This is a genomic window from Cupriavidus sp. 01L45 (genome assembly GCF_056399885.1).
The window spans coordinates 1-12,272 of the sequence record NZ_JBFTSG010000100.1 but is presented as its reverse complement, the minus strand read 5'-3'; the positions used below and the strand labels follow the sequence as shown (position 1 = coordinate 12,272).

At 66.6% G+C, this 12,272-nt stretch carries 10 protein-coding genes and 2 pseudogenes; 9 read left to right on the top strand and 3 right to left on the bottom strand.

Going from position 1 to position 12,272, the window contains the following annotated elements; genetic code table 11:
- The coding region (locus AC1DT6_RS39085; protein ID WP_477115512.1) for a DUF4158 domain-containing protein at positions 1-232 on the bottom strand (232 nt) is incomplete at its 3' end.
- 159 nt (positions 233-391) lie between these two features.
- Here AC1DT6_RS39085 and AC1DT6_RS39080 point away from each other — a divergent pair.
- A pseudogene (locus AC1DT6_RS39080) lies at positions 392-796 on the top strand (IS110 family RNA-guided transposase); the annotation flags it as partial.
- A gap of 340 nt (positions 797-1,136) precedes the next feature.
- On the opposite strand, the gene AC1DT6_RS39075 reads toward AC1DT6_RS39080, so the two are convergent.
- A complete protein-coding gene (locus tag AC1DT6_RS39075) occupies positions 1,137-2,084 on the bottom strand; it encodes a LysR family transcriptional regulator (protein ID WP_477104590.1) in 948 nt (315 codons plus the stop codon).
- A 147-nt stretch (positions 2,085-2,231) separates the two neighbouring features.
- Between AC1DT6_RS39075 and AC1DT6_RS39070 the strand changes: the two genes are divergently transcribed.
- The 8 genes from AC1DT6_RS39070 to AC1DT6_RS39035 all read left to right on the top strand — a co-directional run bounded on the left by AC1DT6_RS39070 (position 2,232) and on the right by AC1DT6_RS39035 (position 11,602).
- Entirely contained in the window at positions 2,232-3,209 is a 978-nt protein-coding gene (locus AC1DT6_RS39070) for a tripartite tricarboxylate transporter substrate binding protein (RefSeq protein WP_477115511.1), read from the top strand.
- Between the two features lie 106 nt (positions 3,210-3,315).
- Complete coding sequence (locus AC1DT6_RS39065) at positions 3,316-5,421, top strand: acetate--CoA ligase family protein (RefSeq protein WP_477115510.1); 2,106 nt, start codon at positions 3,316-3,318, stop codon at positions 5,419-5,421.
- Entirely contained in the window at positions 5,418-6,584 is a 1,167-nt protein-coding gene (locus AC1DT6_RS39060) for an acyl-CoA dehydrogenase family protein (protein WP_477115509.1), read from the top strand. The genes AC1DT6_RS39065 and AC1DT6_RS39060 overlap by 4 nt, the downstream gene beginning before the upstream one ends.
- A 29-nt stretch (positions 6,585-6,613) precedes the next feature.
- The gene (locus AC1DT6_RS39055; protein ID WP_441636954.1) at positions 6,614-7,507 is read left to right on the top strand and encodes a MaoC/PaaZ C-terminal domain-containing protein; all 894 of its coding nucleotides are present in this window, start codon (positions 6,614-6,616) and stop codon (positions 7,505-7,507) included.
- Positions 7,508-7,554: 47 nt separating this feature from the next.
- Positions 7,555-8,304, top strand: coding sequence for a 3-oxoacyl-ACP reductase FabG (gene fabG, locus AC1DT6_RS39050; protein WP_441636952.1), 750 nt, complete (start codon positions 7,555-7,557; stop codon positions 8,302-8,304).
- Complete coding sequence (locus tag AC1DT6_RS39045; protein WP_441636950.1) at positions 8,297-9,121, top strand: enoyl-CoA hydratase/isomerase family protein; 825 nt, start codon at positions 8,297-8,299, stop codon at positions 9,119-9,121. The genes fabG and AC1DT6_RS39045 overlap by 8 nt, the downstream gene beginning before the upstream one ends.
- Positions 9,118-10,314, top strand: a complete 1,197-nt coding sequence (locus AC1DT6_RS39040; RefSeq protein ID WP_441636948.1) for an acetyl-CoA C-acetyltransferase — start codon at positions 9,118-9,120, stop codon at positions 10,312-10,314. The genes AC1DT6_RS39045 and AC1DT6_RS39040 overlap by 4 nt, the downstream gene beginning before the upstream one ends.
- Before the next feature lie 31 nt (positions 10,315-10,345).
- The gene (locus tag AC1DT6_RS39035; protein ID WP_441636946.1) at positions 10,346-11,602 is read left to right on the top strand and encodes a CoA transferase; all 1,257 of its coding nucleotides are present in this window, start codon (positions 10,346-10,348) and stop codon (positions 11,600-11,602) included.
- A 172-nt stretch (positions 11,603-11,774) separates the two neighbouring features.
- Here AC1DT6_RS39035 and AC1DT6_RS39030 read toward each other — a convergent pair.
- Positions 11,775-12,266 (bottom strand): annotated as a pseudogene (locus AC1DT6_RS39030) (IS630 family transposase); the annotation flags it as partial.
- Between the last annotated feature and the right edge of the window lie 6 nt (positions 12,267-12,272).

Genomic DNA, 12,272 nt, shown 5'->3' with positions numbered 1-12,272 from the left:
CGAGGTGGCGAAGCAGTACTGGTGGCAGGATACTGAACGCATCCAATAGGCAGCCGCTCATGCGCAAAAAGCCAATGTGCAGCGCCAGGCCCAGCTTCATCGTTGGGCCGCGCCGTCGCCCGATCAATTCGTGCTCGGCGTGGCTGTATGTGAAGAACGTCTGCAATTCGAAACTGCTGAGTTCACGCGGCACCTCGCGCGCGCCCAAAAAGGTGCTCTGCCAGCCTTGCATCTCGTGCGCCTCCCGTGCATTGGGCCAAACACGATACGCCAAGCAGAAGCGAACAGCAAACCTCAAAAAATCAATAACTTAGGGATGAGCCCCCGCGTCGCTGCTGGGCTTGCGAACCGTCGCATATTGCACCGAAATCAAAGCTACCCCATGAAGCATTCCGCGCTGTGCAAAAAGATCGCGGAAGTGCCCGGCATCGGTCCGATCACCGCCACAGCCATGGTCGCCGCTGTCGGCGACGCGAAGCAATTCAGGAACGGCCGACATTTGGCGGCCTGGCTCGGTCTGGTACCACGCCAGTACTCCTCAGTGGGCAAGCCTCGACTGCACGGCATCAGCCGGCGCGGTGACACATACTTGAGGACGTTGCTCATCCACGGCGCGCGGGCAGTCCTGCGCTATGCAGCGAAAAAATCCGATCCACAGAGCGTCTGGCTGCAGCAACTGATTGCGCGACGCGGGCACAATTGCGCGGCGGTCGCGCTGGCCAACAAGAACGCGCGTGTCATCCAGGCGCTGCTCAGTAGCGACTCGACCTTTATGACGCGAAGCGCCGCCGCATAGCCCAAAAAACCGCTTGCAAGGAAGGAGATACCCACGCAGGTTTGCGAAGCTTCTCAAAGCGATGACGAATTGGTTGAACCAGCATCCTGAAGCCTGTTTTTTGTGCCGGCGGCCGCTATCAGGCACGCCGCGATTTTGCTAAGGACAGGGTGCGCGGATCTCATCGAGGCTGCGGGCGTGCTTCGGCTATCGTCCAAGTGCAAGCCGGATACATGCATGCAGACCGTTTCGACATCACGAACAAGAAGCTTGCAAAAGGCGTCGGGTCCATACAGGCACGAAAGGTACGATTGCTCCTAGTTGCTATGGGCGAAGTCCGTGTAGCCGTAGGCCGGCCGCGTTACCCTTGGCGCCTACCTCCGCTCCGCTTAACTACCTCCCGCCTGGCCCCAGGCGCCTTCTCCGTCGTTGCCTCGATACTCTCGCGAAAACGTTGCGTGACAGCGGTTTCGGCCAGCGCGTGATACGCCAGCGAAATGCCGATCGACGCATCCGGCGGCAGGTCGGAGATCGGGCGGAATACCACGCGGCCCGATGAGTGGGATGCGTTGACAGACGGCACCAGGGCGACCCCGAGCCCGCTATCCACCAGCCCTACCACGGTCTGCACCTGTACGGCTTCCTGCGCGATGTAGGGGCTGATGCCGGCGCGTGCGAACAGGTGCGACACCGCGGCTTGCAGGCCGCCCACGCGTGAGGGCGTGTAGCCGATCAGGGGGTAGTCGGCGAGGTCGTGCAAGGCGACCTGCTTCTGCTTGGCCAGGGCGTGGCCGCGCGGGAGCGCGGCACAGAATACGTCGGTCTGGATCAGCTGGAAGCGGACGTTCTCCGGGCGGGCGGTGGGCACGCGCACGAAGCCCACGTCAAGCTCGCCGCTTTCCACCAGCGATAGCAGTTCGAGGTTGGTGCCTTCGCGCAATTCCAGCTTGACATGCGGGTGGCGCTTGGTGAACGCCTGTATCAGCCGCGGCAGCAACCCGAACGTGACCGAGCCGATAAACCCGATGCGTAGCCGTCCGGCTTCGCCGCTGGCGGTCGCACGCGCGGCCGCGCTGACTTCTTCCGCATTCTGCAGGCATTTCCTGGCGGCTTGCAGGGCGGCTTCGCCGGGGGCGGTCAGCCGTACGCCGCGGGCAGTGCGCTCGAACAAGGGCGTGCCGAGTTCTTCCTCCAGTTTGCGGATGGCGACGGAAAGCGGCGGCTGTGCCATGAAGAGCCGCTCTGCCGCCCGGCTGAAGCTGCTGGTCTCGGCGACGGCGACGAATTGCTTGAGTTGACGCAGGTCCATCCATATACCTCGTGTATAGCTCGGTGCATGTAAAGTATTGGATTAAGTATATGGCATTGCTTACGATTGTTTCTGAAACAGGCACAAAGAAGCCGAGGGCGCCAGGCACACGTTTGGCCGCGCCTGACCTCAGACCGGAGACAATCGATGATCAGCACGAAACGCTGGCTTGCCGCTGCCGTTGCGGCCACCGCCGCGCTCACCTTGCCCGCGCTTACCTTAGCGCAGACTTTTCCTGCCAAGCCCGTCAAGATCGTCGTGCCTTACCCGCCGGGTGGCACCAATGACATCGTGGTACGCCTGCTGGCGCAGAAGCTGGGTGACAGCATGGGCCAGCCGTTCGTGGTCGAAAACAAGCCCGGCGCCTCCGGCAACCTGGGCGCGGAACAGGTGGCCCGCGCGGCGCCCGACGGCTACACGCTGCTGCTGGTGACGACCGGGCATTCGATCCACCCTTCGCTCTACAAGAACCTGCGCTACAACATCAAGACCGATCTCACGCCGGTGAGCGAGCTCACGCGCGGCCCGATGCTGGTGATGGTGACCCCGTCGTTGCCTTACAAGACGGTGCAGGACGTGATCGCCGCGGCCAAGGCCAAGCCGGGATCGATCAACTTCGGCTCGGCGGGCAACGGCTCGTCCACGCACCTGGCCACCGAGCTGCTGAGCTCGATGGCCGGGGTGAAGATGACCCACATCCCGTACAGCGGCAGCGCGCCTGCCATGGCGGACGTGATGGCGGGCAATGCCCAGCTGGTGATGGACCTGATGTTCTCGGCGCTGCCGCAGGTCAATGGCGGCAAGCTACGTGCGATCGCCATCACCGGCGCCAAGCGCTCGCCGCTGCTGCCTAATGTGCCAACGGTGGCAGAGTCCGGCGTGCCAGGCTTCGAGACCCTGGCGTGGAACGGGCTGATGGCGCCCTCAAGCACGCCCAAGCCGATCATTGACAAGCTCAACGCCGAGATCCACAAGGCGCTGGACGCGCCGGAGATGAAGGAGCGCCTGCGCGCGCAGGGCTTCGAGCCGTCGCCGGGCACGCCTGAGCAGTTCGGCGCGTTGATCCGCTCGGAGATCGACCGTTGGGCAAAGGTCGTCAAGACGTCCGGCGCCAAAGTCGAATAAGCCAGATTTGCGAAGGCAGGGGCGACTGCCGCGCCGGCCCGATCCGCTCCTTTTCTTTTCCTCGTCCCTCTCCGCCGCCACTGTTTTTCTTGCAAGCGATCTCGCCATGCCAGACCGTAATCCCTTTGTCCGTCTCCTTCGCCCGCGTTCCGTCGCCGTCATCGGCGCGTCGGACGATCCGCTGCGCATCGGCGGCCGGCCTATCGACTACATGCGCAGCCAGGGGTACCAGGGCCGCCTGATGCCGGTCAACCCCAGTCGCGCCACCATCCAGGGCCTGGAAGCCTACGCCAGCGTGGCCGACCTTCCGCAGACGCCGGACGTGGCCATCGTGGCGGTGGCCGCCAAGCTGGCGCCCGACGTGGTAGCGGAACTGGCGGCGCGCGGCACGGCGGCGGCCATTGTGTTTTCCGCCGGGTTTGCCGAGGCCGGGGACGAGGGCGCGCAGATCCAGCAACGCATGGTGGCTTCGGCGCGCAAATACGGCATGCGCCTGCTTGGCCCGAACTCGCTGGGCGTGGTCAATCCCGGCACCGGATTTTACGGCAGCTTCACCTCGGTGGTGGAAATGGGCTTTCCGGTGGCGGGGCGGGTCGGCATTGCCAGCCAGTCCGGCGCGTATGGCAGCCACATCCTGGGCATTGCGCGCGATGCAGGCATCGGCGTGTCGGCCTGCGTGATGAGCGGCAACGAGAGCGACATCAGCCTGGGCGACATCGTCCACGCCATGGTGGACGACGACAACACCGATGTGATCGCGGTCTACTCCGAGGGCATCCGCGACGGGCAGCGCCTGATGCAGGCGCTGGAGGCCGCGCGCAAGGCGCGCAAGCCGGTGGTCATGATGAAGGTTGGCACCAGCGCGGTGGGCAGCGCGGCGGCGCAGTCGCACACTGCTTCGCTGGCCGGCAACGACGCGGTGACCGATGCCGTGCTGGCCGAGTTCGGCGTGGTGCGGGCGCGCTCCACCGAGCATATGCTCGACGTGGCACGACTGGCCACGCGCCGCATCTATCCTGCCAACAATTCCCTGGGCGTGATTACCGTCAGCGGCGGCGCCGGCGTCATTATTTCCGACGCGGCGGAAGTGGCCGGCTTGCCGATGCCGGAGATGCCCCCTGCGACCCAGGAGCACCTGAGAGCATTGCTGCCCTTTGCCGCGCCGCGCAACCCGGTGGACTGCACGGCGCAGTTCCTGAACGACATGACCATCGCGGGGCGCTTCACGCAAGCGGTGGTGGCCGAGGGCGGCTACCAGTCGGTGCTGGGTTTCTTTACCTACACAGGCGGCGCCGACTCGATCGCGCCGCGCCTGCGCGAGCAGCTAAAGGGCGTGCGCGACAAGCATCCTGACCGGCTCTACCTGCTGTCGGTGCTGGCCTCGCCCGAGCGTGTGCGCGAGTACGAGGCCGACGGCTTCACCGTATTCGAGGATCCCACCCGCGCGGTGGTGGCCATCGAAGCCATGGGCCGCTTTGGGCAAGCGTTTGAGCGGGCTCCCAGCTTGCCGCCGCCCGCGGTGCCCGCTGTGGACCTGCCGGGACGCACGCCCAGCGAGGCGCAGGCCAAGCGCGTGCTGGCGCAGGCCGGCATCGCCGTGGCCCCGGAACGCGCTTGCGCCACGGCCAGCGAGACGGTGGCGGCGGCCGAGGTGTTGGGCTATCCCGTGGTGCTCAAGATCCTGTCGCCGGACATCCAGCACAAGTCCGAGATCGGCGGCGTGCTGCTGAACATCACCGATGCCGAGGGCGTGCGTGCCGGCTTCGGCCTGTTGATTGCTCGCGGCAAGGAGGCCGTGCCGGGCGCGCGCCTCGAAGGCGTGCTGGTCGCCAAACAGCTCAGCGGCGGCGTGGAGTGCATTCTCGGCATCCAGCGCGATCCGGTCTTTGGCCCGGTGGCCATGTTCGGGCTGGGCGGCATCTTTGTGGAAGTGATGAAGGACGTGGTGCTGCACCGTTGCCCGTTCGGCGAGGACGTGGCCGAGCAGATGATCCGCTCCATCAAGGGCGCGCCGCTGCTGCTGGGCGCGCGCGGCAAGCCGCCGGTGGATATCAAGGCGCTGGCGGGCATGCTGGCGCGGCTGTCTGTGTTTGCGCACCAGGCTGGCCCGCGCCTGCAATCGGTGGACCTGAATCCGGTGTTTGCGATGCCGCAAGGACAGGGCGCCTTTGCCGTCGACGCCGTGATCGAGGTGACGGAGCTGCCCCGATGATTCGCGACGCCGAAACCCTCAACGCCCTGCTCGACAGCATCCAGCGCTTTGTGCGCGAGGAACTGGTGCCCGCCGAGCGCCTGGTGGACGAAACCGACGAGATCCCGCCGCGCATCGTGCAAGGCATGAAGGATCTCGGCCTGTGTGGCATGACCATCCCGGAGGCGTACGGCGGGCTGGGGCTCACCACCGAAGAAGAGGCGCTTGCCGCCATCGAACTGTGCCAGACCTCGCCGGCGTTCCGCTCGCTGATCGGCACCACCATCGGCATCGGCTCGCAAGGCATCCTGATGGATGGCACGGATGCGCAGAAGCAGGCATTCCTGCCGCGCCTGGCCAGCGGCGAGATCCTGGCCTCGTTCGCCCTGACCGAGCCGGAGGCCGGCTCCGATGCCGCATCCCTGCGTACCACCGCGAGCGCAAACGGCGATGACTACGTGATCAACGGCACCAAGCGCTATATCACCAATGCGCCCTATGCCGGCATCTTCACGGTGATGGCGCGCACGGACGCCGCCATCCCGGGCGCGGCTGGCATCACCGCCTTTATCGTGGACGCCGGCACGCCGGGCATCAGCTTTGGCAAGCGGGACCGCAAGATGGGCCAGCGCGGCTCGCATACCTGCGATGTGATCTTCGACAACGTGCGGGTGCCGGCCAGCCGCATTATCGGCGGCGCCGGTAACACGGGGCAGGGTTTTCGCACCGCGATGAAGGTATTGGACAAGGGGCGCATCCACGTTGCCGCCGTCTGCGTGGGCGTGGCCGAGCGGATGCTGCGCGATGCCCTGCGCTATGCCACCGAGCGCCGCCAGTTCGGCCAGCCGATTGCCAGCTTCCAGCTGGTGCAGGCGATGCTGGCCGACAGCCAGGCGGAACTGTACGCCGCGCGCAGCATGCTGCTCGATACCGCGCGCAAGCGCGACGACGGCCTGAACGTCTCCACCGAGGCGGCTTGCTGCAAGCTGTTTGCCTCCGAGATGTGCGGCCGCGTGGCCGACCGCGCGGTGCAGATCTTTGGCGGTGCCGGCTATGTGGCCGACAGCGGCATCGAGCGCTTTTACCGCGATGTGCGCCTGTTCCGCATCTTTGAAGGCACCACCCAGATCCAGCAGGTTGTCATCGCCCGCAACATGATCCGCGGCGCCGCAGCGCAGGCCTGACGCAATCACCATCGACCAGAAGATCCGCCATGCCTCTCGATCCCAAGCAACTCCTCAGCCGCCAGTTTGCGCCCGTCGAGCAGGCTTACAGCGCGCGCGACAGCATGTGCTACGCGCTGGGCATCGGCCTGGGCGCCGATCCGCTGGACGCGGGCCAGTTGCGCTACGTCTATGAGCACGCGCGCGGCGGCCTGCAGGCGCTGCCCACGCTGGTCAACGTGCTGGGCTACAGCGGCTTCTGGGCCGACCAAGCGGACACCGGCATCACCTGGCAGAAGCTGGTGCATGCCGAGCAGGCGTTCGTGCTGCACCGTCCGTTGCCGGCGCAGGGCCGGGTGGTTGGCCGGAACAAGGTCACCGCGCTATACGACAAAGGCCCGGACAAAGGCGCGTTGATGATGCAGGAGCGCCAGGTGCATGACGCGGCCACCGGCGACCTGCTGGCCACCGTCACCCAGACAACCATGCTGCGCGCCGATGGCGGCTTTGCCGCCGGCGGCGCCACGGCGGGCTCGCCGCCGCCTCCGCATGGGATGCCCGAGCGCGAGCCGGATGCCGTGTGCGATCTGGCGACGCTGCCGCAGGCTGCGTTGCTCTACCGACTCAACGGGGACTTCAATCCCTTGCACGCCGACCCGGCGGTGGCGCAGCCGGCCGGGTTCTCACGGCCCATCCTGCATGGCCTTTGCACCATGGGCATCGCCATGCACGCCGTGCTGAAAACCGTGCTTGGCTACGACGCCGCGACGGTGCGCGGCATGCGGGTGCGCTTTACGGCCCCGGTGTTGCCCGGCGAAACGCTGCGCACGGCGATCTGGGTCGATGGCCCGGTGGTGTCGCTGCGCACCACGGCGCTGGAACGCGGCGTGGTGGTGCTCAACGCCGGGCGCGTGGACCTGGGCCAGCCGCCCGCTCCAATCTGACGCTGCTTGCGCAGTCATCCCGATACACGTATTCCGAGGAGAACCGAATGGATCTACAGATCAAGGACAAAGTCGCCATCGTCACGGGCTCGGCCCGCGGGCTGGGCGCGGCTACGGCACGCCACCTGGCGCAAGAGGGCGTCAAGGTGGTGATCACGGACATTCTGCGCGAGCAGGCCGAAGCCACGGCCGCCGCGCTGCGCGCCGACGGCTTGCAGGCGCATTGCATCGTCGCGGACATCACCAAGAGCGCCGACGTGCAGCGGCTGGTGGATGAAGCCGTCGCGTATTTTGGCGGGGTGCACATCCTGGTCAACAACGCCGGCTTTCCACGCGACAAGTACCTCGTCAAGATGACCGAGGAGGACTGGGATCTGGTGATGGAGGTCATGCTCAAGGGCGCCTTCCTGGCCACCAAGGCCGTGATGCCGCGCTTGATCGAACAGGGCTGGGGACGGGTCATCAACATCAGCTCGCGCGCGCACCTCGGCAATCCCACGCAGGCCAACTACGCGGCGGCCAAGGCCGGGCTGATCGGCATGGCCAAGGCGCTGGCGCTGGAGGAAGGGCGCTACGGCGTGACGGTCAATTGCGTGGCGCCTGGCTTCATGGAAACCGAGATGGTGCAGGCCTTGCCCACCTACGAGACCATCAAGGAGCGGGCTGTCGCCGCGCAGCCGATCAAGCGGGTTGGCCGGCCGGGCGACATCGCCGATGCAGTGGCCTTCCTGGCTTCGGAGCGCGCCAGCTTCATTACCGGCGAAGTGCTGCATGTGACCGGTGGGCGCTATGGCTGAGATCTCGGCAGGGCCGGTGCGTTGCTCCGCCAAAGACGGCATTGCCACGCTGATGCTGGACAACCCGCCGCTGAACGTGGTCTTCCGCGGCCTGACCGAGGCGCTTGACCGTGCCCTGGACGCGCTGGAACGCGATCCCGCCGTGCGCGCCGTGGTGCTGACCGGCGCCGGCACCCGTGCCTTCTGCGCGGGATCCGATATCGCCGAGTTCCGGCCGCTGATGCGGCCCGGGCAGATCGTGCCGGGCAAGCTTGCCTTGCAGCATGCGGTGTTCGGGCGGCTGGACGATTTCCCGAAGCCGACGGTGGCGGCGGTCAATGGCCTGGCGTTTGGCGGCGGCCTGGAGATCGCGGTCTGCTGCGACCTGATCGTGGCGGACGAGACGGCGCGCTTCGCGCTGCCCGAGATCAAGCTGGGCGTGTTCCCCGGCAGCGGCGGCCCGGTGCGCGTCACGCGTCGCGTGGGCGAAGGGCGTGCCAAGGAGCTGATGTTCCTGGGCGAGGCCATCGACGCCGGCACCGCGCTGGCCTGGGGCCTGGTCAATCGCGTGGCGCCGCCGGGCCAGGCGCTGCAAGCCGCATTGGCGCTGGCCACCACGCTGGCGCAGCGCCCGCCGCTGGCGCTGGCGCTGTGCAAGCAGGCCATCGACCTGAGCTTTGACACTACCGAAGACGAGGCCATGCGGCGGGCACTGCCGCTGTCGGACCGCGTCTTCAGTTCCAAGGAAGCGCAGGAAGGCGTACGTGCCTTCTTCGCCAGGGAAACCCCGCGGTTCGGCACTGACGAACTGCATCAAGAACAAAGGACGCCATCATGAAACGAGCCGCAATCGTCTCCCCGCTGCGTACGCCGATCGGCGCGTTCGGCGGCAGCCTGCGCAGCATCTCCGTGGAAGAACTCGGCGCCACCGTGGCGCGCGCCGTGGTCGAGCGCACGGGCCTGGATCCGGCCCGCATCGAGGATGTGGTGTTCGCCCATTCCTACGCCAACGGCGAAGTGCCTTGCACAGGCCGCTGGGTGGCGCTACAGGCCGGCTTTCCCATCAGCGTTGCCGGCATGCAGCTGGACCGCCGCTGCGGCAGCGGCCTGCAAGCCATCGCCACGGCTGCGATGATGGTGCAGACCGGCGCCGCCGATGTCGTGATGGCCGGCGGCGTCGAGAGCATGAGCAACGTGGAGTACTACACCACCGACATGCGCTGGGGCAAGCGCGCCGGCACCGTGAAGTTCCATGACCGCCTGGAGCGCGGGCGCGAGCGCTCGCAGCCCGAATCCCGCTTTGGCCGTATCTCCGGCATGATCGAGACCGCCGAGAACCTGGCGCGCGACTACGGCATCTCGCGCGAGGAGGCCGACGCTTTTGCGCTGCGCAGCCACCAGCGCGCCGCCGCCGCGTGGTCCAGCGGCAAGTTCGCGCAGGAGGTGGTGCCGGTCAGCGTGCCGCAACGAAAGGGCGAGGCGCTGATCGTGAGTGAGGACGAGGGCATCCGTGGCGATCTCACCATCGAGCAGCTCGCGCGGCTCAAGCCCCTGATGAAGGACGGCATCGTCACCGCGGGCAATGCTTGCCAGCAGAACGATGCCGCTGCCGCCTGCCTGATCGTGACCGAGGACAAGCTGGAAGCACTCGGCCTGGAGCCCATCGGCTACCTGCATAGCTGGGCCGTGGCCGGTTGCGAGCCGTCGCACATGGGCATCGGCCCGGTGCCGGCTGTCAAGAAGCTGTTCGGCAAGAATGGGCTGGGCTTCGACGACATGGGCCTGGTGGAGCTGAACGAAGCCTTTGCCTGCCAAGCGCTGGCCTGCGCCAAGGGCTGGGGCTGGAACGATCCGGAGCGCTTCAACGTCAACGGGTCCGGCATCTCGCTGGGCCATCCGGTGGGCGCCACCGGCGTGCGCATCATGACCTCGCTGATGCATGAGCTGGGCCGGCGCGGCGCGCGCTATGGGCTGGAAACCATGTGCATCGGCGGCGGGCAGGGCATCGCCGCCGTGTTCGAACGCGCCTGACGCCGCAGCCAATACGAACCGGACCGCCCCCATGACCTACCCCTTCCTCAACCGGCTGCGCGTGATCGAAAGCTCGGCCTTCATCGCGGCGCCGCTGGCCGGCCTCACGCTGGCGCAGTTCGGCGCAGACGTGATCCGCGTGGACATGATCGGCGGCGGCATCGATTACATGCGCATGCCGCGCATGCCGCAGGCCGACGGCAAAGGGCGCAGCCTGTACTGGACCGCGCTGAACAAGGGCAAGCGAAGCATCGCGGTTGACCTGCGCAAGCCCGAAGGGCGCGAGCTGGTGCAGGCGCTGGCGACGGCGCCAGGGCCGGATGCGGGCGTGCTGCTGACCAATATCGGCACGCCGTGGCTCGCGCACGAGGCGCTGGCCGCGCGGCGCGCGGACATGATCAGCTGCACCATCCAGGGCAACGGCGACGGCAGCACGGCGGTGGACTACACGGTTAATTGCGCCACCGGATATCCGGCTGTCACCGGCGGCGGGTCGCGTGAGAGGCCGGTCAACCATGTGCTGCCGGCGTGGGACATTGCCTGCGCGTACCAGGCCGCCTTTGCCGTGGTCGCGGCGGTGGAGCAGCGCCGGCGCACGGGCGCAGGCGCGGAGCTGAAGCTGGCGCTGTCGGACATGGCCTTCACCATGCTGTCGCATCTTGGCCTGCTGGCCGAGGCCGAATTGCTGCAGCAGGAGCGGCCGTCGATCGGCAACCACCTGTATGGTGCCTTCGGCCGCGACTTCGGCACGCTGGACGGCGGCCGCCTGATGGTGGCAGCGATCTCGGCCGGGCAATGGAAAGCGCTGGTGGAGGCTTGCGGCATTGCCGGGCAGGTGACTGCGCTGGAGCAGCGTACCGGCCTGAACCTGGGCGACGAGGCCGATCGGTTTGCCTGCCGCGAGGCCATTGCCGAGCTGGTCGCACCCTGGTTTGCCACCCGCACGCAGGCCGAGGCGGAGCGTTTTCTGGAAGCGCGCAAGGTCTGCTGGGGCCGCTACAGCACGGTCGGCGAGTTGCTGGCCGGCGATCCGCGTGTCAGCCTTGCCAATCCGGTGTTCGAGCGCATTGCGACGCCAGGGATCGGCGAACATCTTGCGGCCGGAGCGGCCGTGCGGGTTCCGTCGATCGAGCGCGAGGCAACTTTGCCGGCCGCGTTGCTGGGCACGCATACAAACCAGGTACTGCATGAAATCCTGGGGCTGGACGGCGCCGCCATAGGCCGGCTGCATGATGCCGGCGTGGTGGCGGGCCCGGAGCGCGATCCCACTGCCAGCGGCACTGCGTGACGAACGTGGTGGACTCGGCGGGTGGCAATTCGAGGGGACAGAGAACGCTTGGGGTTACCTAACCGATACCAGATAGGTATCTAACAGATACCATTTGGCTTTCCGTGGCGGCCGATCTTTCACTTATCTGCGATCGACGCGCAGCTTATTGATCCTTGTATAAATGATGACATCACCACAACTCGGCCTGCTTCCAGCACGCGGCAATGATGCTAGCGCGTTGCTGTGCGCTGCGCAGCCGATGGCGGGCGGTCGGTTTGAGTTCGGTGAGCGAGTGTGGACAGAAGTTGGCCAGGGCATGTCGCTTGAGCCAGGCCCAGAGATACTCCACTGGATTCAGGTCCGGGCTGTAGGGCGGGACAAAGGCCATCTGCACGGTACCATCAGTGCTATCGAGGTAGTCGCGCACGATCCGACTCTTGTGCTGCGCGGCGCCGTCCCAGATGATCATCAGGCGGCGCTTGAGGTGCGCGCGCAGCGCCTTGAGGAACTCCACGATCTGTGCACTCTTGATCGCGCCGTCGTAAAGGCGGAACAGGCAGTTGTGATAACTCAGGCCCGCGATGGCCGAGACATGTTTCCAGTTGAAATGAAACTGGATGACTGGCGTTTGACCTTTCGGCGCCCAGGTGCGCACGCGCGTGGGTCGCTCCGAGAGTCCAGACTACTC

Excerpts from the sequence above, each read along its gene's own strand:
- AC1DT6_RS39075 (WP_477104590.1), bottom strand. The coding sequence starts at position 2,084 with ATGGACCTGCGTCAACTCAAGCAATTCGTCGCCGTCGCCGAGACCAGC.
- AC1DT6_RS39070 (WP_477115511.1), top strand. The coding sequence starts at position 2,232 with ATGATCAGCACGAAACGCTGGCTTGCCGCTGCCGTTGCGGCCACCGCC.
- AC1DT6_RS39065 (WP_477115510.1), top strand. The coding sequence starts at position 3,316 with ATGCCAGACCGTAATCCCTTTGTCCGTCTCCTTCGCCCGCGTTCCGTC.
- AC1DT6_RS39060 (WP_477115509.1), top strand. The coding sequence starts at position 5,418 with ATGATTCGCGACGCCGAAACCCTCAACGCCCTGCTCGACAGCATCCAG.
- AC1DT6_RS39055 (WP_441636954.1), top strand. The coding sequence starts at position 6,614 with ATGCCTCTCGATCCCAAGCAACTCCTCAGCCGCCAGTTTGCGCCCGTC.
- fabG (WP_441636952.1), top strand. The coding sequence starts at position 7,555 with ATGGATCTACAGATCAAGGACAAAGTCGCCATCGTCACGGGCTCGGCC.
- AC1DT6_RS39045 (WP_441636950.1), top strand. The coding sequence starts at position 8,297 with ATGGCTGAGATCTCGGCAGGGCCGGTGCGTTGCTCCGCCAAAGACGGC.
- AC1DT6_RS39040 (WP_441636948.1), top strand. The coding sequence starts at position 9,118 with ATGAAACGAGCCGCAATCGTCTCCCCGCTGCGTACGCCGATCGGCGCG.
- AC1DT6_RS39035 (WP_441636946.1), top strand. The coding sequence starts at position 10,346 with ATGACCTACCCCTTCCTCAACCGGCTGCGCGTGATCGAAAGCTCGGCC.